The sequence below is a fragment of the Pseudonocardia hierapolitana genome (assembly GCF_007994075.1).
GTDB lineage: Bacteria > Actinomycetota > Actinomycetes > Mycobacteriales > Pseudonocardiaceae > Pseudonocardia > Pseudonocardia hierapolitana.
On record NZ_VIWU01000001.1, the window covers coordinates 2,077,209 to 2,103,899 of the forward strand.

Below are 26,691 nucleotides of genomic sequence, written 5' to 3' on the forward strand. Positions count from 1 at the left end.
ACCCAGTGCCCGCTTCACACAGGGCGGGCCTTGTGTGAAGCGGGCAGGTGGTGTGTGAAGTGGCGCTGGGTCAGACCCGCCGCATCCGGAACGGTTCCAGGAGGGCGCCCAGGTCTCCCACCACACCGTTCTCGTCGAGCACGCGGTGGTTGCCCACCGCGTCGGCCAGGCCGATGCAGCGGGGGCCGTCGAACAGGCCGCAGGCGTAGCGCGCGGTGGTGTCGTCGAGGTCCACCACCCCGACCCGGAGCTGGTAGATGCCCGGGTAGTGCACCTCGTCGAGGTACTGCACGGACAGGGTGCTCGGCGCGAGGCCGTCGAGCGGGCCGCCGGTGGGGTAGCCGAGCACGTCGAGGTGCAGCTCGGCGAGGCCGTCGAGGTACCAGCCCGCGAGCCGGACGTTGTTCACGTGGCGGTTGGTGTCGAGGTCGCCGAAGCGGGTGCGCACGTCGAGCCGGAACGGGTAGGCCTCGCGCACGCGCCGGGCCGGGTCGAGCTCGGGGCGCTCGACGCGCGGCCCGTCGACCCGCAGCTCCTCGAGCGCGGCGCGGACGGACGCGGGCAGCGGGGCCGGCCGGCCACCGGAGGCGTGGACGCTGACCGACTCACCGGCCGCGACGCACTCGTCGTCGGCGAAGACGCCGTAGGAGTACGCGAAGGACGAGGTGCCGACGTGCGTCACACCGAGGCCGATGCGGTAGCTCCCGGTGACGCGCAGGGGAGCGAGCACGTCGACGCGCACGGAGGCGAGCAGCAGGCGCATGCGGCCGGTCAGGTCGGCGCCGAAGCGGGTGCGCTCCACGGCGACACGGGCGTCCTCGAACCACCTCACGAGCGCGTCCCGGCCGATGCGGCGGCTCGGGTCCAGGTCGCTGTAGCGGGCGTCGTGCTCGAGCAGCACGGGGTAGGACGTCGGGGGGAGCAGAACTTGCGTGGATGTCACCCCACCCATGATGGCGCCGCGACCGCGGCCGCGGGTTACGCGAAGTTGTTCATCACGTGTGAACCGCGCAACGGTGGATCGCGGCGTTCCGCCCCGGGGCGTCGGGGTCGCCCGGTAACCTCGCCCGGTGCCTACCGCGACCCGCAAGAAGGAGACGGATCTCCCGGGAGTTGCGGAGCTGCTGGAAGCCGCGGTCACCGCCGTCGGGGGCGCGCGCCGCGATGGGCAGGACGCGATGGCGCAGGCCGTCCGCAAGGCGCTCGTCAGCGGCGAGCACGTGGCCGTGCAGGCCGGCACGGGCACCGGCAAGTCGCTCGCCTACCTCGTACCGGCCATCCACCACGCGGTCGGGAGGGGCGCCACGGTCGTCGTCTCCACGGCCACGATCGCGCTGCAGCGCCAGCTGGTCGACCGCGACCTGCCCCGCCTCGCGAAGGCACTCAAGCCGATGCTGGGCCGCGCGCCCACGTTCGCGATCCTCAAGGGCAGGCGCAACTACCTGTGCCTCAACAAGCTGCACGGCGGCGACGACACCGACCCGGGCGACGAGCTGTTCGACCCGTTCGCGATCTCGGCGATGGGTCGGGCGGTCAAGCGGATCCACGAGTGGGCCGACACCACCGAGACCGGCGACCGCGACGAGCTCGTGCCCGGTGTGCAGGACTCCGTGTGGCGCCAGGTCTCGGTCACCGCGCGCGAATGCCTCGGGGTGGCCAAGTGCCCCGTCGGCGAGGACTGCTTCGCGGAGAAGGCGCGCGGCGTCGCCGGCCAGGCCGACATCGTCGTCACCAACCACGCCCTGCTCGCGATCGACGCGCTCGAAGGGCGCCCGGTGCTGCCCGAGCACGACGTCGTGGTCGTCGACGAGGCGCACGAGCTGGTCGACCGCGTCACCGGCGTGGCCACGGCCGAGCTCACCGCGGGCATGATCGCCGCCACCGCCCGACGGCTCGGCAAGCTCGTGGACCAGGCCGTCGCCGACCGGCTCGCCGAGGCGGGCGAGGGCCTCGGCCTCGTGCTGGACGACCTGCCGCCGGGCCGTTGGGAGTCCCTGCCCCGGGCCGCGGCGGGGGCCCTCTCCGCCGTCCGCGACGCGGCGGGCGCCTGCAAGCAGGCCCTCGGCGCCGACCGCAGGGAGGACCCCGAGGCGGCAGCCGGCCGCAAGATCGCCCAGGCCTCCCTCGACGAGGTCGCCGACACGGCGGTACGGCTGCTCGGCGCGTTCGACGAGCCCGACCCGGCCAAGCGGCACGACGTCGTCTGGCTCGCAGAGCGTGGAGCGTCAGCGGAACGCGGATCAGCGCAGCAGGGGCCGGACGCCACGCGGCACAAGTCGCTGCACGCGGCCCCGCTGTGGGTGGGCGGGTTGCTGCGGGAGCGGCTCTTCGGCCGCTCCACCGTGGTGCTGACGTCGGCCACGCTCGCGCTCGGCGGCAACTTCGACGCGCTGGCCCGGCAGTGGGGCCTGCCCCCGGAGAAGGTGGCGGCGGAGAAGACCGACGACCCCGTGCCCGACCCGGACGCCCCGAAGTGGTCCGGCCTCGACGTCGGCTCGCCGTTCGCCCACGCCAAGAGCGGCATCCTGTACGTCGCCAAGCGGCTGCCCCCGCCCGGCCGCGACGGCCTGCCACCCTCCTACCTCGACGAGATCGCCGGGCTCGTCGAGGCCGCGGGCGGGCGCACGCTCGGGCTGTTCTCCTCGATGCGGGCGGCCAAACAGGCCACCGAGGCGATGCGGGGCCGGCTGGAAACCCCGGTGCTGTGCCAGGGCGATGACTCCACGATGCAGCTCGTCGAGAAGTTCGCCGCCGACGAGGCCACGTCGCTCTTCGGCACCCTCTCGCTGTGGCAGGGCGTCGACGTGCCGGGCCCGTCGCTGTCGTGCGTGATCATCGACCGGATCCCGTTCCCGCGCCCCGACGACCCGCTCGTCGCGGCCCGCCAGCGCGCCACCGACGCCCGCGGCGGCAACGGCTTCCTGTCGGTCTCGGCCACCCACGCTGCGCTGCTGCTCGCCCAGGGCGCAGGCCGGCTGCTGCGCGGGATGGACGACCGCGGCGTCGTCGCGATCCTCGACTCCCGCCTGGCCACCGCCCGCTACGGCGGCTTCCTGCGGGCGAGCCTGCCCCCGTTCTGGGCCACCGACGACCGCGAGAAGGTGCACGGCGCGCTGCGTCGGCTGCGGGGAGCCTGATCAGCTGCTCTTGCGGCCCTCCAGGGCCACCGCCAGCAGTTCCCGCAGCTGCCGTTGCTGCTGCTCGGTGAGCGCCGCGAGCGGGGAGCGCTCCTGGACGTGCTCGAGGAGCTTGCGACGGGCGGCAACACCCGCCGGGGTGAGCACGAGCGTGCGGACGCGTCTGTCGGCCGGGTGAGGGCGGCGCTCGGCGAGGCCCTTCTTCTCCAGCTGGTCGCTGAGCAGCGTGACGTTGGACGGGTCGCAGCGCAACCGCTCGGCGACCTGTCGCAGCGGCACCGGCTCGGCATCGGGGTCGAGCACCCAGACGAGGTGGGCGACCGACTCGCCCAGTCCGAGCTCGCGCACGGCTTCCTTGAGCTCCTGCACGATCGCCATGGCCACCGCCATCACCTGCTCGACGAGCGGGGGAGCGGGCTGGGGACCGGACATGATCACAGCGTAAACCTTGACAATCTCTTTGAGTAGCTCAAGCATACCCTTGAGCTACTCAAGGATGGGGGATCCTGTGGGCGCCTGGGACCTGAGCGACGTTCCCGATCAGCAGGGAAGGCGCGTCGTCGTCACCGGAGCCGGCAGCGGGCTCGGCCTCGTCGTCGCCCGCGAGCTCGCGAAGCGCGGAGCGCGCGTGGTGATGGCGGCCCGCGACGTCGTCAAGGCCGGCCGGCACCGCGCGGAACTGCTGGCCGAGCACCCGGCGGCCACGGTGGACGTCCTGCCGCTCGACCTCATGGACCCCGCATCCATCCGGGCCTTCGCCGCCGCCGTCACGGCCGAGCCGGTCGACGCGCTGCTCAACGTGGCCGGCATCGCGGGCACGCCGCTGCGCCACACCGCGCAGGGCTGGGAGAGCCAGTTCGCAACGAACCACCTCGGGCACTTCGCCCTCACCACGCTCCTGCTCGACGCCCTCGGCCGCGGGTGGGAGCCGCGCGTGGTCACGGTCGCCTCGGCGGTCTACCGCTACGGGAAGCTCGACCTGGACCGCGACGACCACCTGACCGGCGGGCGGCGCTACTCCCCCATGCGCGCCTACGCGCGCTCGAAGCTCGCCAACATGCTGTTCGGGCTGGAGCTCGACCGCAGGTTGCGCGAGACGTGCTCCCCCGTCCGCAGCGTGCTCGCACATCCCGGGATGGCCAGCACCCCGATGAACACCGACCGCTGCCACACGCTGCTCGACCGCCTCATCTCGCCGGTCGCCGGCGTCGTGGCCCGCGCCCCCGAGGACGCCGCCCTGCCCATCCTGTACGCCGCGACCGTGCCGGAGCTCGATGGCGGCACGTTCGTCGGGCCGCGCACCGAGTTCCGCGGACCCATGCGCGTCACCCGCCTTCCGGTGCGCCCGCCCGCCGACGATCGGGACCTCGCCAGACGTCTGTGGGCGGTCTCCGAGGAGCTCACCGGCACGCGTGCGGCGGTGCTCGCGCGGGCGGAACACTAGGACACCGCCACCCGCTCCAGCACGGCCCGCTGCTGTTCCAGCTGCCAGGGCACGTTGAGCAGGGTGGGGTTGTTGCCGGCCGTCGCGCCGAAGACGTCGGACTCGAACACCCGGCCGTCGCGCACCGCGGGCACGGCCCGGAACAGCGGGCTCGCGGCGAGCTGCGCGCGCAGCTCGTCCGAGGCGTAGCCGAGCCGCACGAGGTCGGCGTCGATCAGACCGACCTGCTCGGCTCCGAGGGAGCGGTTCACGACCTCGGCGACGACCCGCGGGGACATCACCATGCCGAGCTGGCCGAGCAACTTCGCGGTGTGCCCATCGGGGTTGGTGTCCACGCTGAACTGCCCGGCGTCGTGGTGGAAGACCGAGCTGAACGTCTTCCCGGACAGGCCGGGCAGCTCGGCCGCCAGCGCGGCCACCGACCCGTCGACCTCGCCGATCCGCCGCTCGACATCGGCCTCCCGGCCGACCGCGCGGCCGACCACACGAGCCGTGTCCTGCCAGGTGTCCTCCCCCCAGCCCGTCCGGTACCCGACGGTCGGGGCGATGGCGCTCAGGCCCGCGTACTCGCTCTCGAGGCCGTAGTAGTTGGTGGCCAGGATGAGGTCCGGTTGCAGCGACGCCACCTGCTCCAGGTCGAGCCCGTCCGGCCCACCCAGCGGGACGACACCGGGATCGACCTCGCCCTCCTGCCACGGGTAGAGCGAGCCGGAGGCGTAGAAGTTCTCGGTGCGCCCGACCACGCTCACGCCCACCTGGCTGAGCACGTCCTCCTCGAAGGAGAGCGCGACGACCCGGGCGGGCGGGGCGGGGATCGTGGTGGTGCCGAGCGCGTGCTCGATCGTGACCGGGAACCCGGGGGCGGGTCCGGCTCCCGCGGGCGCCGTGGTGTCCGACGGCGCGGAGCAGCCCACCACCACGAGCAGCGCCGCCACGATCCCGGAGATCTCGAGCCTCACCGTCACCCTCCTCGGAGAAAGTGCGGTGAGCCTAACCTCAGCCAGGTGTCGCGATGCAGGTGATCGTGCCCGGCGCCACCTCGGTGAAGCCCGCGTCCCGGACGGCGACCGCCTCGCCGCGCCCGACCGCGGCGCACAGCTGCGCCCAGCGGTCGCCGTCGGCGTCCCGCACCGCGAAGCGGGGCACGTCGGCGAGGCCGTGGGCGGCGGCGTAGAGCATCGAGGCGTGCCCGACCTGCGCGGCCGCCTTCCCGACCGTCAGGTTCAGGCCGGCGTTCACCCAGATCACCGGGACGCCCTGCGGGGGCGGGCCCGGCTCGTCGGGTTCGAGCTCGGTGCCGCCGATCTGCAGCCGCGACACCACGCGCGGCACGTCGTCGACCGGGCCGGGGAGCAGGGCCCGCGCCTGCGCGCCGTCCACCTCCCACGTCACGCCCGGCAGCTCCTGCACGGCGGCCCAGTGCGCGCCACGGGCCCGGCGGGCGATCTTGCGGATCTGGGTGCTCACCCAGATCGCGACGGTCTCGTGCCACTCGCCCCCCGGCTGCGTGCGCGGGTCGAGGCACACGGCGAGCGCCGCGGCGGCCGCCGCCTCCAGCACCGGCGTGCGGGCGGCCGGTGGGCGTTCCAGACGCAGGATGACCGGCATCGCGCGCACGATGCCGTCCGACACCGGCGCTCCTCCCCCGGCGTAGCGGGCCGCGAGCGGCGCGAGCACACCAACGGCCGGCCGGTCGGCGAGCCCGGTCCCGGACAGTTCCTCGGTCACGCCCGGGACCAACGCATCCGCCCCTGCTCCGCTTCCGCGGGACCCTCAGAGATCTCCGAGCTGCGCCAGCAGCTCGCGCTCGGCGCCCCGCGGCACCGCCACCGCTCCAACGAGCAGATGACCCGACCCCGAGCCGTCCGGCAGCGCCCTGGCGAAGACCAGCTCGCCCATGCCCGGGCTCACCCCGGTGGTGGGCCGGACGTCGGCCCGGCCGTCGCCGCGGAGGTCCCGCAACGTCACGCCCTCGCCGAAGTGGACCCGCTCCACCTCGTACAGGCCGGGCACCACGGTCGCCCACGAGGCCGCCAGCTCGGCCTCGTCGGCCGGGAGCAGGGGCCCGCGCTCGGCGAGGAACCTCTCGCCCCAGCCGCCCTCGTCCAGCGCCGCGTCCACGACCTCGGGCGCATCCCAGTCGACGTCGAGCGTGTCGGCCCACCAGGCCAGGTCGGCAGTGGCGGCGCCCCCGCGGCGCTCCAGGAACATCACCGCCTTGCGGTAGAGCCAGCCGGCCCGCGCCGGAAGCTCGGCATGGGCGGGCCGGCCGAGGTGGCACTGCTTGTACTTGCGGCCCGATCCGCACCAGCACGGGTCGTTGCGGCCGGGTTCGGGGCCGGCAGGGGCGGCGAAGGGCCGGACGGCGGCGAGATCCGGATCGTCGGCGGGCACCTCGATCGCCGTCCACCTGGCGGCAGCGGCCGCGGCGTCGCCGCGGTCCGACTCGTACCAGGCCAACCGGTCCTCCACGAGCGGCCAGCCCGGCGCCGCGACGGCCGCGGCCCGCAGGTGCGACTCTGCGTCCTGCACCCGGCCGTCCCGCTCCGCGGCGACCGCGGCGACCCACCGCGCCACGGCCTCCCGGGGGGACCGACCGGCGACGGTGACCAGTCGGCCGGCGAGCGCGACGGCGGCCCGCACCCGCTCCCCGTCGTCGTCGGGTTCGCGCAGCAGCTCCTCGACGACGGATTCGACGACGTCCGGGTCCTGCATGAGGCCGAGCGCCTCCCGCAGCGCGGCCGGATCGTGCGCGTCGGCGAGCAGCGCGAACGCCCGGACCGCCGCCTCCCCCTGCTCCTCGGTCTCGACCCGGCTGACCAACCGGAACGCCTGGTCGACCGCCTCCGCCTCCGTCCACACCGACTCGTCGTGGGCGAACTCGTCGCCGCGCCGCAGCAGGCCCGCCGCCGCGGCCAGCTCGGTGAGGGGCGGGCGGGGTTCGGCGAAGGCCGCGCGGTCGCCGTGCAGCAGGCCGAGGACGAGCGTCTCCGCCCGCACCGGGAGACCGGGTTCCTCCAGCTCGGCCTCGTACACCGCCCGCAGCGCCGCCACGAGCTCCGCCGGTGCGGCCGGCTCGTCGTCCAGCGCCGAGATCGTCACGGCGCCGCCCTGCGTGGCCCGCACGGCGAGCAGCGCACCGGCGGTCAACCCCGCCAGCCAGTCGGGCGGCCCGCCCCACCGGGCCGGCTCGTCGCCGTCCGGCTCGTCCACGTGCAGCGGCCCGCCGTCGACGTGCGGGTCGGGGCAGCGCAGGAACCCGGCGAGGTCGGTGTCGAGGTCGAGGTGCTCGTCGGCCAGCTCGGCGGCGGAGAGCCGGTGGGTGAGCACGATGCCGTCGGTCAGCGCGGGCGCGTGCACCAGGACGTCGGGGACGAGCATCGTCACCGGACCGGTCGGGTCGTCCAGGACGTCTTCCTCGGCCTCGTCGACGAGCCGCTCCGTGCCGGGATCCGAGAGGTCGAGCCCCACCCGGGCGGAGAGGAGCCGCATCAGCTCCTCGTGGCCGACCACCACCTGTTCCCGCACCACCTCGCGGTAGGCGGTCCAGACCGCCTCGAACCGCGCTTCCTCGGTGCTCTCGGCAGGCGGTTCGGGCGCCCCGCGACCGACCAGGAGCCGCTGCCGGGACCGGGCCACGATCAGTGCCCGCCCGTCATGCGATCGGCACCCGGCGCAGGAGGCCCTCGGCGGCATCCGCGCGCTCGACCTCGTCGCGGGTGATGCCCAGGACGAACAGGACGACGTCCAGATAGGGGTGGCTGAGCGCGGTGTCGGCGACCTCGCGCAGCGCCGGCTTGGCGTTGAAGGCGATGCCGAGCCCGGCCGTGGAGAGCATGTCGATGTCGTTGGCGCCGTCGCCGACGGCCACGCACTGCTCCAGTGGAACGCCGAAGCCGTCGGCGAACCGGCGCAGCGCCACCGACTTGCCCGGCCGGTCCACGATCTCACCGACGACCTCGCCGGTGAGCCGGCCGTCGACGATCTCCAGCTCGTTGGCGGCGCAGAAGTCCAGCCCCAGCTCGTCCACGAGGCCCTTGATCACCCGCGTGAACCCGCCGGACACGACCCCACAGCGGAAGCCGAGCCGCTTCAGCGTGCGGATCGTGGTGCGGGCGCCCGGGGTGAGCTCCAGCTGGGCGGCCACCTCGTCGAGCACGGTCTCGGGCAGTCCGGCGAGCACCGCCACACGGCGGCGCAGCGACTCCGCGAAGTCCAGCTCGCCGCGCATCGCCGCCTCGGTGACGGCCCGGACCTCGGCCTCCGCGCCCGCGTGCGCCGCGAGCATCTCGATGACCTCGCCCTGCACGAGCGTCGAGTCGACGTCGAAGACGATCAACCGCTTGCCGCGTCGGCCGAGCCCGGCCCGCTCGACGGCGACGTCGACGCCCGCGGTGCGGGCCACCTCCACGAGCCGCGCGCGCAGGGTGCCGGGCGGGTAGTGCTCGCTCCCGCGACCGGGCTCGGGGGAGACCATCAGCTCCAGCCCGGTGACCGGGTAGTCGGCGACCCGGCGGATCGAGTCGATGTTGGCACCGGCGTCGGCGAGCGCCGCCGCCACGGCGCCGAACGCCCGTGCCGTGATCGGCCGGCCGAGCACCACCACGACGTGCGTGGAGTGCCGCCGGACGGCCGGGTCGTCACGCACCTCGAGCGTGGTGTGCACCTGCATCGCGATGCTCGCCATCGCCTGCTCGACGGCCTCCTGCAGGCCCTCCGGATCGCGGTGGGTCTCGACGACCACCCCGAGGGTGAGCCGCCCGCGGATCACCACCTGCTCGACGTCGACCAGGTCGACCCCGTGCCGGGTGAGCGCCGCGAACAGCACGGAGCTCACGCCGGGCCGGTCCGGGCCCGTGACCGTGATGAGGACGCTGGTGCCCGTGCCGGTCATGGAGGTGGCTGTCTCGATCTTCTCAGCGCGACTTGGGATCGTCGTTCGGCTGCGTCTCCCGGCCCACGCCCTGCGTGATCAGCTCGCCGGGGTCGGCGTGCCCGAGGTGCGCCTCCGCGCGGAAGCGCTCCACGAGGTGCGGGTAGTGCAGCTCGAACGCGGGGCGCTCGGACCGGATCCGCGGCAGCTCGGTGAAGTTGTGCCGAGGCGGCGGGCAGGACGTGGCCCACTCCAGGGAGTTGCCGAAGCCCCACGGGTCGTCGACGGTGACCACGCGCCCGTAGCGGTAGCTGCGGAACACGTTCCACAGGAACGGCAGGGTGGACGCGCCCAGCACGAACGCGCCGATCGAGGAGACCGCGTTCAGCACGTTGAAGCCGTCGATCGGCAGGTAGTCGGCGTAGCGGCGCGGGAAGCCCTCGTTGCCCAGCCAGTGCTGCACCAGGAACGTCAGGTGGAACCCGACGAACGTGAGCCAGAAGTGGACCTTGCCCCAGGTCTCGTCCAGCATCCGGCCGGTCATCTTCGGGAACCAGAAGTAGATGCCGGCGTAGGTGGCGAACACGATCGTGCCGAACAGCACGTAGTGGAAGTGCGCCACCACGAAGTAGGTGTCGGAGACGTGGAAGTCCAGCGGCGGCGAGGCCAGCAGGATGCCGGTCAGCCCGCCGAACAGGAACGTGGCGAGGAAGCCGACGCTGAACAGCATCGGGGTCTCGAACGTCAGCCTGCCCTTCCACATGGTGCCGATCCAGTTCACGAACTTCACGCCCGTGGGCACCGCGATGAGGAAGGTGGTGAAGGAGAAGAACGCCAGCAGCACCGCGCCCGTGGCGTACATGTGGTGCGCCCACACGGCCACCGACAGGGCGGCGATCGCGATCGTCGCGTAGATCAGCGTCTTGTAGCCGAAGATCGGCTTGCGGCTGAACACCGGGAAGATCTCGCTGACGATGCCGAAGAACGGCAGCGCCACGATGTAGACCTCGGGGTGCCCGAAGAACCAGAACAGGTGCTGCCAGAGGATCACGCCGCCGTTGGCGGGGTCGAAGACGTGGGCGCCGAAGTGGCGGTCGGCCAGCAGGCCCAGCAGCGCGGCGGTGAGCACCGGGAACGCGATGAGGATCAGGATCGCCGTGACGAGGATGTTCCAGGTGAAGATCGGCATCCGGAACATCGTCATGCCGGGCGCGCGCATGCAGACGATCGTGGTGATGAAGTTGACGCCACCGAGGATCGTGCCGAGACCGGAGACGACCAGGCCGACGATCCACAGGTCGGCCCCGGCCCCCGGCGAGCGGATGGCGTCCGACAGCGGGGTGTAGGCGAACCAGCCGAAGTCGGCGGCACCGCCCGGGGTGAGGAACCCGGACAGCACCGTGAGCCCGCCGAACAGGAACAGCCAGTAGGAGAAGGCGTTCAGCCGCGGGAACGCGACGTCGGGCGCCCCGATCTGCAGCGGCACGATGTAGTTCGCGAAGCCGAACAGGATCGGCGTCGCGTACAGCAGCAGCATGATCGTGCCGTGCATGGTGAACAGCTGGTTGTACTGCTCGGTGGACAGGAACTGCATCCCCGGCACGGCCAGCTCGCCGCGGATCAGCAGCGCCATCGCACCGCCGGCCAGGAAGAACCCGAACGACGTGACCATGTACAGGATCGCGATGTCCTTGGGGTCCGTCGTCCGCAGCATCTTCAGGAAGGTCGAGCCCTTGGGCGACTGTCGTGCCGGGTACTCCGGCGCGATCGGCTTGGGGGCGACGGCGGTCACTGGTCCTCCTGGAACTGCCGACTTCAAGAGCGGCGGGCCGGGTGGCCCAGCTCGCGATGTTAGCTCTACCCGCCGTCGAAGGCGGCGCCCGGGTGGCGGGCCCCACGTCCGGAGGACACGCGGTGCGTGCGCGGACACGCGGTGCGGCCGGGCGCGATGATCCCCCCATGGGGTCGACGACGGTGGTCATCGGGCCGGCGCTGGCCGTGGCCGGTGCGCTGGGCGTGCTCGCGGCGGCCGCGCTTGCAGCGGCGGCGAGCCTCGGCACCGCCCGTGCGACCGTCTTCGCCGGTGTGCGAGCGGCGCTCCAGCTCGGCGCGGTCTCGCTGCTGATCGGCGCGATCGTCGGCTCGGTGCTGCTCAGTGCCGCATTCGTGCTGGTGATGGTGGCCGTGGCGGCGTGGACCTCCGCGCGGCGCATCACCCCGCACCGCAGCGGTTGGTGGGCGGTGCTGCCGATCGCGGTGGCCCCGCTCCCGGTCACGGCCCTGCTCGTGGTCTCGGGCGTCGTGCCGCCGGTCGGCGTCGCGGTGATCCCGATGGCCGGCATCCTCATCGGCGGCACGATGACCGCCACGTCGCTCGCAGGCCGGCGCACGCTCGACGAGCTGGCGGCGCGCCGCGGCGAGGTGGAGGCCGCGCTCTCGCTCGGCTTCCTCCCGCGCGACGCCGCATTGGAGATCGCCCGGCCGAGCGCGGGTCAGGCACTCGTGCCTGCGCTCGACCAGACCCGCACGGTCGGGCTGGTCACGCTGCCCGGAGCGTTCGTCGGCATGCTGCTGGGCGGCGCCACGCCGGTGCAGGCCGGCGCCGTGCAGCTGCTCGTGCTGGTGCTCCTGCTGGCCGTCGAGACGGTGGCGGTGGCGCTGATGCTCGAGCTGGTGTGCCGCGGGATGGTGCGCAGGCCGCCTATCGGAGCGGCGTGAACAGCTCCTCGAACAGCTCCGGCGCCGCCGCCGGGCTGGGCGCCGGGTCGACGATGTAGAACTCCGTGCCCATCCCCAGCGCGAAGACCGGGTCGGGCATCGCGAGCAGGAAGTGCTCCGGCGACATCTGGCTCGCGTGCGCCCGCATCGAGGCGCGCTTCTGCTCGACGAAGTCGACGGCCTCGACGCGGTGGGTGATCTCCGCCTCCGGCTTGCCGAACGTCGGCGCTTCGAGGCTCGGCCCCTGCCAGCCCTCCGGCAGCTGGCCGGACTCGGCCATCCCGCGCATCCCTCGGATCATCCAGTCGCGGTTGATCGTGTGCTGCGCCACGACCGGGACCGCCGACAGCTCGGCGGCGCGCTTGCCGACCCGGTGCACCTGGATGTGGTCCGGGTGGCCGTAGCCGCCGTTGTCGTCGTAGGTGGTGAGGACGTCCGGCTCCTCCTCGTCGAGGATCACCGCGAGGCGGCGGGCCGCGTGCTCGACGTCGGCCTGCCAGAAGCAGAACGGAGCGGCGTTGCTCGGCTCGCCCATCATCCCGGAGTCGGTGTAGCCGAGGAACTCCACGCGCTTGGCCCCGATCGCCGCGGCCGACGCGTAGCACTCCGCGGACCGGCGCATGGACAGCTGCTCCCCTGGCTCCAGCACACCCGGGACGGGCTCGCCGAGCTCACCGCGGGTGCCGAAGACCAGGACGACCCGGTGACCCGCGGCGGCCGCCCTGGCGAGGGTGCCGGCGGAAGCGATCGACTCGTCGTCGGGGTGCGCATGGAAGGAGACGATGGTTCCCACGAAGCCACCCTACGCAGCGCTTCTGGATCACCTCGTCCTGACGGCGGCGAACCGCACGCGGGGGGTCGTGCGAAGGCGTGGGCAGACCGGCACGACCCGGACCCGCACGGCGCGGGCCGGCTGCCGGCGGTGTGGTCTCGCCCATCCGACAACCGGGACGACGTGTCGTGCCCGGTCGTCCCGTGCTGCCCATGGAGGGAAGCGCATGTCCCGTCCATCCCGACCACGAGGTCGCAGATCAGCTGCGTTCGCAGCAACCGGCACGGTGGTGCTCGCCGCGCTGCTGGCCGGCGTCGGCGCAGGTCCGGCGGTTGCCTCGAGCCACCGCGAGGCACCCCTGATCGCCGCGGACCCGGCCGTGGACAACACGGACGTCTACGCGTTCGTCAGCCCCGACCAACCGGACACGGTGACGTTCGTCGCCAACTGGTTCGGGCTCCAGGAGCCCAACGGCGGCCCCACGTTCTACCCGTGGGCCACCGACGCGAACTACGACATCAACATCGACACCGACGGCAACGCGAAGCCCGACGTCGGTTACCGGCTCACGTTCCGCACGGAGGACCGGCGGGGCAACGACACGTTCCTCTACAACAACGGTCCGGTGACCGGCCTGGACGACGAGAACCTGCTGTTCCGCCAGTACTACACGCTGTCGGTCAGCAAGGGCGGCGGCTGGACGAAGCTGCTCGAGGGGCAGGTCGCGCCGTCGCAGCTCGGAGCGGCGTCGATCCCGGACTACGCGACGCTGCGCGACCAGGCGATCAAGGACGTGCCGGGCGGCGGCCAGGTCTACGTCGGCTCCGCGGAGGACCCGTTCTTCGCCGACCTGCGCGTGTTCGACCTGCTGTACGGGGGTGACCTCTCCGAGGTCGGCCAGGACACCCTCGCCGGCACCAACGTCAACACCTGGGCGCTGCAGGTGCCGTTGTCGGAGGTCACGGCCGGGGGCGATCCGCAGCGCAACCCGGTGATCGGCGTCTGGAGCGACACGGAGCGCCGCTCCCTGCAGCTCTCCCCGGGCATGGCCACCGCGGTGGGCGAGCCGGTGCAGGTGTCCCGGCTGGGCAACCCGCTGGTCAACGAGGTCGTGCTGCCGGCAGGGCTGAAGGACGCGTTCAACGGGCTGGCGCCGGTGAAGGACGCGACCATCCCCGACGTCGTGAAGCGGGTGACCGATCCGGAGGTCGCGCGGCTCCTCGAGGGCATCTACGGGGTGCCGGCGCCCGCGACGCCGCGCAACGACCTGGTCGAGATCTTCCTGACCGGGATCGCCAAGGACGCGCCGACGCTCGACGGCACGCAGGCCCCGATCCAGGCGGACCTGAACAGCCACGTCCTCAACGCCGACACCGACCCGAAGCAGTTCCAGCCGTCGGAGATGCTGCGGCTCAACACGTCGATCGCGCCTGCGGCCGACCCGAACCGGCTGGGTGTCCTCGGCGGGGACCTGCAGGGCTTCCCGAACGGGCGACGGCTCACCGACGACGTCATCGACATCGAGGTGCAGGCGGTCGCGGGCGCGGCGCAGGCCGGAAAGCTGGTCGACGCGCTGGCGGCGGGCGACGGGGTGGACGCCAACGACGTCGCGTTCCTCGACGAGTTCCCCTACGTCGCGCTGCCGGGCAACGAGACCCGTGCCGACGCGGCCGGTGCCCAGCCGTCGGCGACCGGGTCGTCCGACACGGGCAGCGGGGCCGCCAGCGTCCCGACGGAGAGCGACTCCTGGATCGGCAACGCGGCGTTCAGCTCGCCCATGATGCCGATCGCGCTGGGCGCCGGGATCGGAGGCGCGCTGCTCGCCTCCGTGGTGCTGCTCGCCGTGCGGCGGCGCGGCCGGACCGCACCGCTCGACCACGCCCGCCCGCCGGCTCCGCCCCGGTGACCGGCCGGGGGCGGCTCGGACCGACCGGGCCGCCCCCGTGCCCCCACTTCCCCGCCCACGGACTGGACCTCGCATGTCGACATCCACCCTGCCCCCGCCCACGCCACCCGATTCCAGCCCGATGTGGCGCCGGGTCCTCCCCGTCGCCGCCCTCGTGATCGCGGGCCTGTTCGTCGTCGGCATGGCGTTCCAGCCGGCCGCCCCACGAGCAGCGACCCCGCAGCCGGTCGGCGATCGGCTCACCGCCACGATCGAACAGCTGCGCGACCGCATCCGCCGGGCGCCCGACGACCCGACGACGTGGGCGAACCTCGGCGCCGCGTACGTCGAGCAGGCTCGGGCGCTCGCCAACCCGGCCTACTACCCGCAGGCACAGGGCGCGCTGGACCGGTCCGTCCAGCTGCAACCCGACGGGAATGCCGCCGCTCTCGTCGGTCTCGGCGCCCTCGCGAACGCCCGGCACGACTTCGCGGCCGCCCGCCGTCACGCCGAGGACGCGGTGGCGCTCAACCCGGCGAGCGTGGAGGCGTACGGCGTGCTCGCGGACGCCACGACCCAGCTCGGCGACACCGCCGCCGCCACGGCAGCGGTGCAGCGCATGCTCGACCTGCGCCCCGGTGTCGCGTCGTTCACCCGGGCCTCCTACGAGCTGGAGCTGCACGGACGCACGGACGACGCCCGGGCGGCCATGCAGCGTGCGCTCGAGGCCGCGACCAGCCGCGACGAGCTGGCGTTCTGCCACTACCACCTGGGCGAGCTGGCCTGGGGCGGCGGCGACCTCGACGAGGCGGAGGCGCAGTACACCCGCGGCCTCGCCGCCGTGCCCGGTGACCCGGCGCTGCTCCAGGGCCGCGCGAAGGTGCTCGCCGCACGCGGACGCACCGACGAGGCCATCGAGGGCTACCGGCGGCTGACCGAGCGGGTGCCGCTGCCGCAGTACCTGCTGGAGTACGGCGAGCTGCTGGAGTCGGCAGGCCGGGCCGACGAGGCGCGCGCGCAGTACCGCCTGATCGCCGACCAGCAGCGGCTCGACGCGGCGCAGGGATCCACCGACGACCTCATGGCCTCGCAGGTGGCGGCCGACCACGGCGACCCGGCGGAGGCGGTCCGGCTGGCGCAGGCGGATTGGGACCGGCGCCAGAGCGTGTTCACCGCCGACGCGCTGGCGTGGGCACTGCACCGGGCCGGCCGCCACGCGGATGCCCTCCCGTACGCGGAGCGAGCCGCGCAGCTCGGCAGGCGCGACGCCACCGCCACCTTCCACCGCGGCATGATCCTGGCCGCTCTGGGCCGGACCGGCGACGCGATCGCAACCCTCGAGCAGGCACTGCGCACCAACCCGCACTTCTCGCCGCTGCACGCCCCGGTCGCGCTGCAGGCCCTCGACGCGCTCGGGGCGAAGCGATGAACCGCTGGTGGTGGCGGGTCGCCGTCGTGATCGGTTCGATGGCCGCGCTGGCGGTGCCCGCCGGGACCGCCGCGGCCCACCCGCTGGGCAACGTCACGGTCAACCACTACGACGGGCTGCGGCTGTACCCGGACCGGGTCGAGCTGTCCGCGGTGGTCGACCACGCCGAGATCCCGACCCTGCAACTGGCGCCCGTTCTGGACCGCGACGCCGACGGCGCCGTCTCCCCCGCCGAGGCGAAGGGCGGCGCCGATGGCGAATGCGCCGCGGTGTCCGAGGCGGTGTCGCTCACCGTCGACGGGTCCGAGGTGGCCTGGACGGTGGTGCGGGCGGGCCTGACGATGCCGCGGGGCGAGGCCGGTCTCCCCACCACTCGCGTCGAGTGCGAGCTGCTGGCCGGCGCCGCCATGGAGGCCGACGCGGACGTGCGGTTCGTGGACACCTACCTCGCCGACCGGATCGGGTGGCGGGAGATCACCGCCACCGGCTCGGGCGTCCGGCTGGCCGACTCCACCGTGCCGGCGGAGAGCGTGAGTGCCGGACTGCGTGCGTACCCGATCGACCTCCTCGCGGATCCCCTCGACGTCCGCGCCGCGGCCATGCACGTGGAACCCGGTGTCGGAGGCGGCGGGAGCGCGGGTCCGCCGGTGTTCGCGCCGGTCGAGCGGCTGCTCGGCGCGCTCGACGGCTGGTTCACCGGTCTCGTCGGCACGGCCGAGCTGACGGGCGGGATCGGGCTGCTGGCGGTCGCGCTGGCGCTGGTGCTCGGGGCGTCGCACGCGCTGCTACCCGGCCACGGCAAGACGGTGATGGCCGCCTACCTGGCGGGTCGTCGCGGAACGCGGAGGGACGCGCTGCTGGTGGGCGCCACCGTGACCGCGACCCACACCGCCGGTGTGCTGGTGCTCGGCGCCCTGGTCAGCGTCTCGACCGCGTTCGCTCCCGACGGGGTGTTGCGCGGACTCGCGGTGGCCAGCGGCCTGCTCGTGGCCGGGGTCGGGGTGGGCCTGCTGCGCTCGGCGGTGCGCGGGGAGGCGGTCGTGCCGGTCGGTCACGGACACGGTCATGGTCATGGTCATGGTCACGGACACGGACATGGGCACGGTCACGGACATGGGCACGGGCACCCGGCGCAACGGTTCGGGAGAACCGCGCTGGTCGGTCTCGGCGTGGCGGGCGGGCTGGTGCCGAGCCCCACGGCGCTGCTGGTCCTGCTCGGCGCGATCGGGCTCGGCCGGAGCTGGTTCGGCATCGTCCTCGTGCTCTGCTACGGGCTCGGGATGGCGGCCACCCTCACCGCGGCCGGGCTGCTGCTCGTGGGTCTGCGGGACCGGATCGAGCGGGTCCGGTTGTCCGACGGCCTGCGGCGGCGGGCGGGGCGGCTCGCTGCCGGCGCACCGGTGCTGACGGCCGCACTCGTCCTCGTGGTCGGTGTCGGTATCGCCGTTCGGGGCTTGGCAGGAGCTCTCTGAGTCCTATGGTTCACCTCACACGAACCGGTGACCGCTCCGGTGCGAACGACGTGATGTGAGGACCGCGCCGGTGGCCGATGCCGAAGCGCTCGACCAGCCCGACGAGGCGCTCGTGCGGGCGGTGGTGGCAGGCGCGCACTCCGCGCTGGCGGCGCTCTACGACCGGTACGGGCGGCGGGCGTACTCGCTCGCCCGCCGGATCTGCGGCGACGACAACCTCGCCGAGGACGTCGTGCAGGAGGTCTTCCTCACGTTCTGGCGCGAGCCGAGGCGCTTCGATCCCGCCAGGGGCGGTTTCGGCACGTGGATCCTCACGCTCGTGCACCACAAGTCGGTCGACACCGTGCGGCGCGAGGCCGCGATCCGCCGCCGCACGGTGGCGGTCGTCGACGAGGCGCAGGAGTGGTCGGCTCCCGGGCCGGGAGCCGACCACGGCGCCTTGCAGGCCATGGAGGCCGGGCAGGTCCGCGATGCGCTCAGCGGCTTGCCCGCCGAGCAGCGGGAGGCGCTGGCGCTCGCCTACTTCGGCGGGTACTCGCAGCGTGAGGTCGCCACGCTGACCGGGGTGCCGTTGGGGACGGTGAAGTCGCGGATGTTCAGCGGCATGCGACGGTTGCGCGGGGCACTGGGTCCGGTGCTTCGCGAGATCTCCAGCGACGCGGGAGGAGGCGCGTGATGGACGACCGGTCCCGGTTCGACGGCGCCACGCCCTGCCCGCTCGGCGAGGACGCGGTCGCGTTCGCCCTGCACGCTCTCGAGCCCCACGAGGAGGCGGCGATGCGCAGCCACATCGAGCGCTGCCGCTCGTGCTCGGAGACGGTGCGCGAGACCGAGCTCGTCGCGGCCGCGGTGGGTGGGGCGGTGGAGCAGGTCGATCCGCCGTCGCGGCTGCGCTCCAACCTCATGGCCATGGCGGCCGAGACGCCACAGGCCGGCCCGCCACAGGCCGGCCCGCCGCAGCCGCATCCGCGGTTCGCCCATCCCCGGTCGGCGGAGCCCCGCCGACCGGCCAGGGCACGACTCCTGATCGCGGCCGCCGCGGCGGCCGTGGTGCTGGGGGTCGGCGGCCTGGGTGCCTACACCGTGCAGGTGCAGCGTGAGCGGGACGCGCTGGCCGCGCAGGCTCAGGCACTCGCCGGCATCGTCACGCAGCTCGACGCCCCGGGCAACAGCCACGCCACGCTCAGCACCGACTCCGGGCAGCCGGTGGCGGCCGTGCTCGTCACCGCCGCGGGCCGCACGGTCGTCACCGCGGGCCTCGACCCGAACGACACCAGCGCCACCACCTACGTCGTGTGGGGCCTCGGCGCGGGCGACCCGCGCCCGCTCGCGGCGTTCGACGTCACCGCACCCGGCCCGGGGTTCCACGAGATCGGCACCGGTGACGGTTCGCCGTTCGGGGCCTACGCGGTCTCCCTCGAGCCCGGGCGCACGATGCCCGCCGTCCCGACCACGGTGGTGGCGAGCGGGCCGGTGGACGCCTGACGGCCCAGATCTAGCGCGGCAGGTAGCCGGCCAGGGTGCTGCGGCTGCACTGCAGCTCCCCGATCCGCGCGTCCAGGTCCGCGAGCTCGCGCCGGATGGTGCGCACCAGGTCGGGGCACAGCTCCAGCTCGATCGGGTCGCCGCCGGCGACGCAGGGCAGGACCTCGCGGATCACGTCGGTGGAGAGGCCGACGGCCAGCAGGGCGCGGATCCGGGCCACCGTGCGGACGGAGTCGGGGCCGTAGCGCCGGTAGCCGTGCACGTCGCGCTCGGCGGACAGCAGGCCCTGCTGCTCGTAGTAGCGCAGCGACCGCTGGCTCACTCCGGTGCGCTGTGCGAGCTCCCCGATCAGCACGTGATCCCTCCCACTCGGCGTTGGCCCTGACACCGATGTCAAACCCCAACATCAGCGGCATGGCAGAACATTTCGCGCACGTCGTCAAAGGCTCCGGCCCGGGGCTCCTGCTCGCCCACGGCGGGGGCGGCAGCATCGCGGGCAACTACGGCCCGATCCTCGACGACCTCGCCACCACCCACACCGTGGTCGGGCCCGACTACCCGGGATCCGGGGACACGCCGCGCAGTCCCGAGCCGTTGGTCCTCGACGAGGTGGCCGACGCCCTCGTCCGCACCGCCGTCGAGGCCGGGGTCGGACGCTTCACGGTGCTGGGCTACTCCGTCGGCACCGCCGTCGCGGTTCGGATCGCGGTGCGGCACCCGGAGCGCGTCACGGGGCTGGTGCTCACGGCGGGCTTCACGTACCCCGACAACCGGATCCGGCTCGCCGTACGGATATGGCAGGACCTGCTCGCCGCGGGCGACCGGACGCTGCTCGCCCGCTTCCTCACCCTGGTCGGCACGGGTCCCGGCCACCTGAACGCGCTCTCACCCGCCGACGTCGAGGCGGCCGTCGCCGCCCTCGCCGACTACATCCCCGAGGGCAGCCCGGAGCACGTCGACCTCGTGGCGGCCGTCGACACGCGCGCCGACCTGCCGAAGATCGCCGTGCCCACCCTCGTCGTCGCGACGACCGAGGACGGGCTCGCCACCCCAGAGCACTCCCGGCAGCTCGCCGCCGGCATCCCGGGCGCCGAGCTCGTCGAGATCGCGGCCGGCCACGGCATCGGGGTGGAGGCCCGCGACGAGTGGCTCGCGGCCATCCGCTCACACCTGTCGCGGATAGGCTGAGCCGTGGATCTCGAGGTGGTGCTGCCCGACGAGTCGCCCGACATCGCACCCGAAGCGTTCGTGGAGCTCGCCCGGACCGCCGAGCGGCTCGGCTACCGCACCCTCTACCTGCCCGACCACCTGCTCCCACCCGAGCCGTACGGCGCCACGTACGGGGGCGTGTACGAGCCGCTCGTGACGCTCGCGCACATCGCGGCCCGCACGTCGGTCATCCGGCTCGGGACGTCGGTGCTGGTGCTGCCGTTGCGCAGCCCGTTCGTCGTCGCGAAGCAGGTGGCCACGCTCGACCGGCTCTCCGGCGGCCGGGCCGTGCTCGGGGTGGGGGTGGGCTGGGACCGCACCGAGTTCGCGTCCGTGGGCGCCGACTTCGCCACCCGAGGCGCCCGCACCGACGAGGACATCGCCCTGCTGCGCCACCTCTTCCGCGACGGCGGCGCGTTCCACGGCCGGTTCCACCACGTCGAGCAGGGCGTGTTCGCGCCAGTGCCGGCGCGGTCCGTGCCGATCATGGTGGGCGGGACGAGCGAGGCGGCGCTGCGCAGGGCCGCGGCCGTGGCCGACGAGTGGCAGGGGTTCGCGATCGACGCGGGCGGGTTCGCGCGCTGCGCGGCGCGGCTGCGCGAGCTGGCGGAGAATGTGTTCGAGAAGCGCGGAGCGGGTCGCCCAGGGCAGCCGGGACCTGCTGGATCACCGACGTCTGCGGCCCACATTCGTGCTTCTCGAACACATTCTCAGCGCACTCCCCGGCTCGGTACCCGGCTCGCCTGGAGCGGTGGTCGCGACGAGCTGGAGCGCACAGTCGAGGAGGCACACGCCCTCGCCGAGGCGGGAGCCGACGCCGTGGCGGTCTGGTTCGGCGGCGCCGACGGTGCCGCGGACCGGATGGCGGAGTTCGCGGCGGCCTTCCGGGTCTGAGACCGTCAGCTGGGCGGGGGCAGCCGGCCTGCTGCCGCGGTGGCGAGGGTGGTGGCGGTCCGGCAGAGCTCGTCGCCGCTGCCGGACCCCCAGTACGTCACCCAGACGGCCTCGACCCGGTCGCTGCCCCTCGCCGTGTAGGAACGCTGCACGAACTGCACCCAGCAGTTCCCCTCGCGCGCGAGCACGGCGCCCTGGTGGCCGGCGAACTCGGCGGGCGTGCCGTCGGACTCGCCGAGGGCGAAGCCGCGGTAGTACGTCAACCCCACCCGGTCGCCCAGCCCGTAGTCGTTCCAGTTGCAGCCCCACCCACCGAAATGCGGCTGCTCCGGGGAGGGGTCTCCCAGGGCGGCGACGATCTCCTCCCTCGTCAGCAGCCCGCAGGCGGGGATGCCGGCCAGCGGGCTGGTGGCGCTGAGCGGCTGGCGCTCACCGATGCCCTGGTTCACCAGCCGGGAGAGCGCGGCGGCCCGCCCGGCCTCGGCGATCGCGCAGAGATCGGTCGTGCCGGACGGGTCTTCGTACTCGACGGCGGACACCAGCACGGCGTTCCCGTCGCCCAGCCCGATCCGCTGCTCGCAGTAGTCGTCGCCGGACGGGTAGCGCATGATCGGGTAGCCGGACTCCTCCGAGCGGGAGGCACCGGCGATCTGCTTGGTCTCGGCCTGGCTCTCGAACGCGACCGTGAACCCGACCGCACCGCCGTCGGGTCGCGCGATGTCCGCGCGGCACCCGGCGAACAGGACGTTGTCCGGGTCGACGGAGACGGCGCCGAAGCCCTTCACCGACTCCGCGTCCAGGAGGGAGCAGGGGTCGGCCGTGTCGGGGTTCGCGATGGTCGCGGTGCCGGACGCCGTCGTGGTCGTGGGCGGGGTCGACGACGGGCCGGAGGGCCCGGTGCCGGGGCGGGAGACGGCGACGGCCGCGATCACACCGGCCACCACGACGAGGGTGGCGACCACGGCACCCGCGACCCGCGGTCCCCGACGCGGTCGTTTCCCGGTGAGCACCGCGTCGAGCCCGGCGGGCGGCGGACCGGCCGGGGGCCCGCCGCCGGCGATCATCCGGAGGGCGGCCTGGGCCTGCGCTGCGGTGGGCCGTGCCGCCGGGTCGTCGGCCGTGAGGTGGCGCAGCAGGTCGGTGAGCGGTCCGGCGTGCTGCGGAAGGGGCGCCCCGCCGCGTCCGATTCGGGCCAGCAACGCGAGGACGTTCTCCGGGTCGGAGCCGAACGGTGGGTGCCCCTCGACGGCGGCGTACAGGGTGGCGCCGAGCGAGTAGACGTCGCTGCGCGTGTCGGTTCCCTCGCCGCGCGCGGTCTCGGGCGCGAAGTACGCGGGGGTGCCGGTGAGCACGTGCGTGGCCGTGATCGCGGGCGACGCCGCGGTGTGGGCGATGCCGAAGTCGGTGAGCTTGACGACCGGCCCCGCGGCCGATGGGCGCGACAGCAGCACGTTGTCCGGCTTCACGTCGCGATGCACGATGCCGGCCGCGTGCGCGGCGGCCAGCGCGGCGGCCACATCGGCCCCGATGGCGGCGACCTCGGCGGGCGGCAGGGTGCCGCGTTCGGTGAGCACGCTGCCGAGGCTCCGGGAGGGCAGGAACTCCAGCACGAGCCACGGCTCGCCGTCCTCGAGGACGACGTCGAAGATCGAGACGATGTGGGGGTGGTGCAGGGCTGCGGCGATCCGGGCCTCGCGCATGATCCGCTCGCGGGCGAGCGCGATGTCGGTGGCCGGCTGGTCGGCCAGGCGCACCCGCTTGAGCGCCACCTCGCGGCCGAGCAGCTCGTCGCCCGCCCGCCACACGGCGCCCATGCCACCGGTCCCGACGAGCTCGCGCAGCCGGTAACGGCCCGCGACCACAGCGACCGGAGCACCGTCCGGGATCCCGGTCATCCGTACTCCCCCCAGGTGAAACCGCACGGAGAATAGAACAGTGCACCCGGGCCACCGCGGCCTCGCGGGGATCAGCCCGGGAGCTCCAGGCGGCGCAGGTCCGGCGGCACGAGGGTCGTGGAACGGACGAGCTCGGTGATGAGGTTGTGGTTGAGGGCGTTGCCGACGGGTCCGCTGACCTCCTCCCTCGTGAGACCCGCGACCCCGGCGCGCGACAGCCGGGCGCGCACCCTGCCGACGAGGTGCCTGATCCCGCCGTCCACCGACTTCGCGATCAACGTGCCCGCCGTGGTGGACCAGATCCCGCGGGCCAGGCTGCCCACCGACGGCGGCAACGGCTCGGCCCAGGACCGGTCGGTCTCGCCTACCCCCTCGTGCGCCACCGCACGAAAGAGATGTCCCACCCGGCGCGGCTCCCGCAGGACGTTCCTAGGCCAGCACGCGCGTCAGCGCCGGGCCCACCTCGGTGAGCCGCCGCACCGTCTGCGCCCGCCCTCCCCGCCTGGCCGCGAGCGCTGCCGCGGCGGCCTCGGCGTCGGCTCCCCCGAGCGGGACCAGCACCTGCAGCCGGTCGATGCCACCGAGGGCCGCGGTCGGATCGCCGCCCGCGGTGTGGATGCAGTCCGACAGCAGCACGACGAGCCGCTCGTCGGCCACCGCGGCCGCGAGCTGCCCGGCCGCCTCGCGCAGCCCGGCGGCGAGGTCGGTGGTGCCGTGGCCACGCAGGGCGACGAGGTCGGACAGCAGCTCCTCCGGCGGGCGCCGCACGCCGTGGGCCTGCAGGACCCGGACGCCCGATCCGAACGCGACGACGGCCGGGACGAGACCGTCCCCCGCCGCCAGCACCACCCCGGCGGCCGCCACGGCGGCGAGCGCCACGGCCTGCCCCTGCATCGAGCCGGACACGTCGACGGCGAGCGCGACCGCCCGTCGCGACGCCGTCCAGTTGCGGGTGACGACGTCGGCGGGGCCGGGACGGCGGCTCGGCCCCGGCTCCCATGCGTCCAGGGTGCGGTCGAGGTCGAGGTCGCCGTCGCCGCCCGGTGACGGGGCGAGCCGCCGGGTGCCGCGGGCGCGGGCCGGGCCGACGCGGCCCAGGCGCAGGAACACCCGGCCCGCGAGCTGCCGGGCGGCGGCCCGCAACCCCTCGTCGGTGGCGACGGCGAGGTCGGCGAGCAGCGCGGCGGCGGCCTCAGGGTCGCGGGAGAGCAGCGCATCGAACGCGGCGGTGTCGAGCGCGCCCACCTCCGGCGAGACGTCGGCGAACGCGGCGTGCTGCGCCGCGAGCTGGGCGCGACCCTGGGTGCGGCCCGCCCGGTCGCGCCCGGGGCGCGACCGCGGCCGGAAGCCCGCCGGGGTGTCCGGCGGGCCCTCAGCTTTTCCCGGGTCGTCCGAGGGCTCGTCCACGGGCCACAGGGCGTCCAGCAACTCGTCGATGACGGACTCCGGCGTCCGGTCGACGCCGTCGGCGATCCGGATGCGGCCGGACAACGCGGCGTACGCGGCGTCGCGGCCGGTCTCGCGCTCGGGGTTCCGCTCGCCGCGCAGCTCGGCGAGCCCCGTGAGCACGAGCGCCATGTCGATCGCACCGCGCACCGATGAGCCCATCCGGACGTCCCGGTGCGTGCGGGTGGCGCGGGCCATGCCCACCGCCAGCTCGACGACCGCGCCGTTCAGCCCCGTCACCGCGGTCGTGATCGAACGCTCCGCCGGTTCGTCCTGGTAGCCGAGCACCACCCGGCACATCCGGTCGGCGATCGCCTGGCTCACGCGCGCGGTGCCGATCGCGTCGAACGGGTTCATCGCCGCGATCAGCCGGAACTCCGGCCCTGCCCGCACCGGGCCCAGCCGGGGCACCGCGATCTCGCCCTCGGCGAGCACGGTGATCAGGACGTTGAGCGTCTCCTCCGGGACGCGGTTGAGCTCCTCCAGGTACAGCAACCCGCCCTCGCGCATGGCGGTGAGCAGCGGGCCGTCCACGAAGCTCGCAGGGCGGTAGCCCTCGGCGAGCACCTGCGCCGGGTCGAACTGCCCCACCAGCCGGGCCGGGGTCAGCTCGGCGTTGCCCTCGACGAACACGACGGCCCGCCCGTTGGCCCGGGCGATCGAGCGCAGCAGCGTCGACTTGCCCGTGCCGGGCGGCCCCTCGATGACCACGTGCCGGCCGGTCGCGAGCGCGACGGTGAGGACCTCGCGCTCGCGACGCAGCCCGACCGGTGCGACCTCAGTGCCGATGTTCGCTCCGCCTGCGCTCCGCTCAGTAGACGATGACGCCACGGATGTTCTTGCCGTCGTGCATGTCCTGGTAGCCCTGCCCGATCTCGTCCAGCGAGTAGGTCTTCGTGACCAGCTCGTCCAGCTTGAGCACGCCCTCTCGGTAGAGCTGCAGCTGCCGCAGGATGTCCCAGTTCGGGTTGGACGCACCGAACATCGCGCCCTGCAGGCGCTTCTGGAACAGCGTCAGCTCCGAGATCGCGATGGGCAGCCCGACCTCGCTGATGTCACCCAGTCCGGTCACCACACACGTCCCCGCCTTCCGGATAGCCCCGAAGGCCTGCGCGACGTGTTCGGGCTTCGTCACGCCGACGGTGACGATCGCGGAGTCGGCGCCCTGCCCGTTGGTGAACTGCTTGGCCAGCTCGGTGGCCTCGTCCATGTTCTCGACCGCGTGCGTGGCGCCCAGCTCCTGAGCCTTCTCCCGCTTGAACGCCACCGGGTCCACCGCGATCACGTTCGACGCCCCGGCGTGCGCGGCGCCCTGCACCGCGTTGATGCCGATGCCGCCGATCCCCATGACGATCACGGTGTGGCCGGGCTGGACCTGCGCGGAGTTGACCGCCGAGCCCCAGCCGGTGCCCACGCCGCACCCGACGAGGCACGCCTTGTCCAGCGGGATGTCGTCGGGCACCTTGACCGCGGAGTCGGCGGACACCGTGGTGGTCTGCAGGAACGTCGAGATCCCGCACATCTGGCCGACGGGCTGTCCACCGTCGGCCAGCTTCAGCCGGAAGTCGGTCGGGTCGCCCCACCGGGAGCCGGCGAGCAGGCCCGCGCCCAGGTCGCACAGGTTCTGCATGCCCGAGGCGCACCAGCGGCAGTGCCCGCAGGCCGGCAGGAACGAGAAGACGACGTGGTCGCCCTCCTTCAGGCCCTTGGTGTTCACCCCCGCCTTGGTGACGATGCCGGCACCCTCGTGGCCGCCGGCGAAGGGGTAGACCCCGACCGGGATGTCGCCGGTGGCGACGTGGTCGTCGGAGTGGCACAGGCCCGACGCCACCATCTGGACCTGGACCTCGTTCTCGCGCGGGTCGTCGACCTCGAGGTCCACGACCTCGTACTTGCCCGGTGCCTGCCGGACGATGGCGCCACGGGTCTGCATCGCTGATCTCCTTTGACGAGCGGCCGGGTCTCGTTCATAGCAGCGTGTGCATGGATGTGAAAGCAGGGCTGGCGGGAATCTTCTACGAATCGTTGACGG

23 protein-coding genes are annotated in these 26,691 nt (G+C 73.8%); 10 read left to right on the plus strand and 13 right to left on the minus strand.

The annotated features are described in order from the left end of the window. Positions 1-70: 70 nt before the first annotated feature. On the minus strand, positions 71-943 hold the full coding sequence (locus tag FHX44_RS09800; RefSeq protein ID WP_147255193.1) for a thioesterase family protein: 873 nt from the start codon (positions 941-943) through the stop codon (positions 71-73). Between the two features lie 127 nt (positions 944-1,070). On the opposite strand from FHX44_RS09800, the gene FHX44_RS09805 reads away from it, so the two are divergent. Beyond that, positions 1,071-3,137 (plus strand): ATP-dependent DNA helicase, encoded by a 2,067-nt coding sequence (locus FHX44_RS09805; RefSeq protein WP_147255194.1) that lies wholly within the window; start codon positions 1,071-1,073, stop codon positions 3,135-3,137. On the opposite strand, the gene FHX44_RS09810 is transcribed toward FHX44_RS09805, so the two are convergent. Beyond that, positions 3,138-3,569: a MarR family winged helix-turn-helix transcriptional regulator gene (locus tag FHX44_RS09810; RefSeq protein ID WP_170308858.1), complete on the minus strand. Its 432-nt coding sequence runs from the start codon at positions 3,567-3,569 to the stop codon at positions 3,138-3,140. A 76-nt stretch (positions 3,570-3,645) separates the two neighbouring features. On the opposite strand from FHX44_RS09810, the gene FHX44_RS09815 reads away from it, so the two are divergent. Further along, positions 3,646-4,581, plus strand: a complete 936-nt coding sequence (locus FHX44_RS09815; RefSeq protein ID WP_246170290.1) for an SDR family NAD(P)-dependent oxidoreductase — start codon at positions 3,646-3,648, stop codon at positions 4,579-4,581. Here FHX44_RS09815 and FHX44_RS09820 read toward each other — a convergent pair. From FHX44_RS09820 to ctaD, 5 genes are read right to left on the minus strand one after another with little or no spacing between them, the layout of a single operon-like run. After that, complete coding sequence (locus FHX44_RS09820) at positions 4,578-5,540, minus strand: ABC transporter substrate-binding protein (protein WP_170308859.1); 963 nt, start codon at positions 5,538-5,540, stop codon at positions 4,578-4,580. The two genes, FHX44_RS09815 and FHX44_RS09820, sit on opposite strands and share 4 nt — an antisense overlap. A gap of 37 nt (positions 5,541-5,577) precedes the next feature. Beyond that, a complete protein-coding gene (locus tag FHX44_RS09825; protein ID WP_425469123.1) occupies positions 5,578-6,309 on the minus strand; it encodes a peptidyl-tRNA hydrolase in 732 nt (243 codons plus the stop codon). Between the two features lie 45 nt (positions 6,310-6,354). After that, the gene (locus FHX44_RS09830; RefSeq protein WP_147255198.1) at positions 6,355-8,220 is read right to left on the minus strand and encodes an SEC-C metal-binding domain-containing protein; all 1,866 of its coding nucleotides are present in this window, start codon (positions 8,218-8,220) and stop codon (positions 6,355-6,357) included. Between the two features lie 16 nt (positions 8,221-8,236). Next, positions 8,237-9,475, minus strand: a complete 1,239-nt coding sequence (gene serB, locus FHX44_RS09835; protein WP_147255199.1) for a phosphoserine phosphatase SerB — start codon at positions 9,473-9,475, stop codon at positions 8,237-8,239. Positions 9,476-9,497: 22 nt separating this feature from the next. Next, a complete protein-coding gene (gene ctaD, locus FHX44_RS09840) occupies positions 9,498-11,246 on the minus strand; it encodes an aa3-type cytochrome oxidase subunit I (RefSeq protein WP_147255200.1) in 1,749 nt (582 codons plus the stop codon). A gap of 167 nt (positions 11,247-11,413) precedes the next feature. Between ctaD and FHX44_RS09845 the strand changes: the two genes are divergently transcribed. Further along, positions 11,414-12,172 (plus strand): ABC transporter permease, encoded by a 759-nt coding sequence (locus FHX44_RS09845; protein ID WP_147255201.1) that lies wholly within the window; start codon positions 11,414-11,416, stop codon positions 12,170-12,172. Here the strand turns inward: FHX44_RS09845 and FHX44_RS09850 are convergent. Beyond that, a complete protein-coding gene (locus tag FHX44_RS09850) occupies positions 12,156-12,965 on the minus strand; it encodes a PIG-L family deacetylase (RefSeq protein ID WP_147255202.1) in 810 nt (269 codons plus the stop codon). The two genes, FHX44_RS09845 and FHX44_RS09850, sit on opposite strands and share 17 nt — an antisense overlap. A 205-nt stretch (positions 12,966-13,170) precedes the next feature. Between FHX44_RS09850 and FHX44_RS09855 the strand changes: the two genes are divergently transcribed. The 5 genes from FHX44_RS09855 to FHX44_RS09875 all read left to right on the plus strand — a co-directional run bounded on the left by FHX44_RS09855 (position 13,171) and on the right by FHX44_RS09875 (position 19,215). After that, complete coding sequence (locus tag FHX44_RS09855; RefSeq protein ID WP_147255203.1) at positions 13,171-14,850, plus strand: DUF4331 domain-containing protein; 1,680 nt, start codon at positions 13,171-13,173, stop codon at positions 14,848-14,850. A 73-nt stretch (positions 14,851-14,923) separates the two neighbouring features. Further along, a complete protein-coding gene (locus tag FHX44_RS09860) occupies positions 14,924-16,258 on the plus strand; it encodes a tetratricopeptide repeat protein (protein ID WP_212612400.1) in 1,335 nt (444 codons plus the stop codon). Continuing rightward, the gene (locus tag FHX44_RS09865; protein ID WP_246170291.1) at positions 16,255-17,730 is read left to right on the plus strand and encodes a nickel/cobalt transporter; all 1,476 of its coding nucleotides are present in this window, start codon (positions 16,255-16,257) and stop codon (positions 17,728-17,730) included. The genes FHX44_RS09860 and FHX44_RS09865 overlap by 4 nt, the downstream gene beginning before the upstream one ends. Positions 17,731-17,800: 70 nt before the next feature. After that, entirely contained in the window at positions 17,801-18,406 is a 606-nt protein-coding gene (locus tag FHX44_RS09870) for an RNA polymerase sigma factor (RefSeq protein ID WP_246170292.1), read from the plus strand. Beyond that, entirely contained in the window at positions 18,406-19,215 is an 810-nt protein-coding gene (locus FHX44_RS09875) for an anti-sigma factor (protein WP_147255205.1), read from the plus strand. Before FHX44_RS09870 ends, FHX44_RS09875 begins: the two co-directional genes overlap by 1 nt. A 10-nt stretch (positions 19,216-19,225) precedes the next feature. Here the strand turns inward: FHX44_RS09875 and FHX44_RS09880 are convergent, their stop codons facing one another. After that, on the minus strand, positions 19,226-19,570 hold the full coding sequence (locus FHX44_RS09880; protein WP_147255206.1) for a MerR family transcriptional regulator: 345 nt from the start codon (positions 19,568-19,570) through the stop codon (positions 19,226-19,228). Between the two features lie 59 nt (positions 19,571-19,629). Here FHX44_RS09880 and FHX44_RS09885 point away from each other — a divergent pair, with 59 nt between their 5' ends. Both FHX44_RS09885 and FHX44_RS09890 read left to right on the plus strand, forming a co-directional pair. Further along, a complete protein-coding gene (locus tag FHX44_RS09885; RefSeq protein ID WP_147255207.1) occupies positions 19,630-20,403 on the plus strand; it encodes an alpha/beta fold hydrolase in 774 nt (257 codons plus the stop codon). A gap of 3 nt (positions 20,404-20,406) precedes the next feature. Then, positions 20,407-21,318: a TIGR03619 family F420-dependent LLM class oxidoreductase gene (locus FHX44_RS09890; RefSeq protein ID WP_147255208.1), complete on the plus strand. Its 912-nt coding sequence runs from the start codon at positions 20,407-20,409 to the stop codon at positions 21,316-21,318. A gap of 5 nt (positions 21,319-21,323) precedes the next feature. Here the strand turns inward: FHX44_RS09890 and FHX44_RS09895 are convergent, their stop codons facing one another. The 4 genes from FHX44_RS09895 to FHX44_RS09910 all read right to left on the minus strand — a co-directional run bounded on the left by FHX44_RS09895 (position 21,324) and on the right by FHX44_RS09910 (position 26,592). After that, on the minus strand, positions 21,324-23,213 hold the full coding sequence (locus tag FHX44_RS09895) for a serine/threonine-protein kinase (RefSeq protein ID WP_147255209.1): 1,890 nt from the start codon (positions 23,211-23,213) through the stop codon (positions 21,324-21,326). 71 nt (positions 23,214-23,284) lie between these two features. Beyond that, positions 23,285-23,596: a hypothetical protein gene (locus tag FHX44_RS42715; RefSeq protein ID WP_212612401.1), complete on the minus strand. Its 312-nt coding sequence runs from the start codon at positions 23,594-23,596 to the stop codon at positions 23,285-23,287. 46 nt (positions 23,597-23,642) lie between these two features. Next, positions 23,643-25,490, minus strand: a complete 1,848-nt coding sequence (locus tag FHX44_RS09905; protein ID WP_147255210.1) for an AAA family ATPase — start codon at positions 25,488-25,490, stop codon at positions 23,643-23,645. Next, positions 25,471-26,592: an NDMA-dependent alcohol dehydrogenase gene (locus tag FHX44_RS09910; protein ID WP_147255211.1), complete on the minus strand. Its 1,122-nt coding sequence runs from the start codon at positions 26,590-26,592 to the stop codon at positions 25,471-25,473. The genes FHX44_RS09905 and FHX44_RS09910 overlap by 20 nt, the downstream gene beginning before the upstream one ends. Positions 26,593-26,691: the final 99 nt, after the last annotated feature.

Coding starts and splice junctions, on each gene's coding strand:
- FHX44_RS09865 (WP_246170291.1), top strand. CDS start 16,255: ATGAACCGCTGGTGGTGGCGGGTCGCCGTCGTGATCGGTTCGATGGCC.
- FHX44_RS09810 (WP_170308858.1), bottom strand. CDS start 3,569: ATGTCCGGTCCCCAGCCCGCTCCCCCGCTCGTCGAGCAGGTGATGGCG.
- FHX44_RS09855 (WP_147255203.1), top strand. CDS start 13,171: ATGTCCCGTCCATCCCGACCACGAGGTCGCAGATCAGCTGCGTTCGCA.
- FHX44_RS09860 (WP_212612400.1), top strand. CDS start 14,924: ATGTCGACATCCACCCTGCCCCCGCCCACGCCACCCGATTCCAGCCCG.
- FHX44_RS09895 (WP_147255209.1), bottom strand. CDS start 23,213: ATGACCGGGATCCCGGACGGTGCTCCGGTCGCTGTGGTCGCGGGCCGT.
- serB (WP_147255199.1), bottom strand. CDS start 9,475: ATGACCGGCACGGGCACCAGCGTCCTCATCACGGTCACGGGCCCGGAC.
- FHX44_RS09885 (WP_147255207.1), top strand. CDS start 19,630: ATGGCAGAACATTTCGCGCACGTCGTCAAAGGCTCCGGCCCGGGGCTC.
- FHX44_RS09910 (WP_147255211.1), bottom strand. CDS start 26,592: ATGCAGACCCGTGGCGCCATCGTCCGGCAGGCACCGGGCAAGTACGAG.
- FHX44_RS09845 (WP_147255201.1), top strand. CDS start 11,414: ATGGGGTCGACGACGGTGGTCATCGGGCCGGCGCTGGCCGTGGCCGGT.
- FHX44_RS09875 (WP_147255205.1), top strand. CDS start 18,406: ATGGACGACCGGTCCCGGTTCGACGGCGCCACGCCCTGCCCGCTCGGC.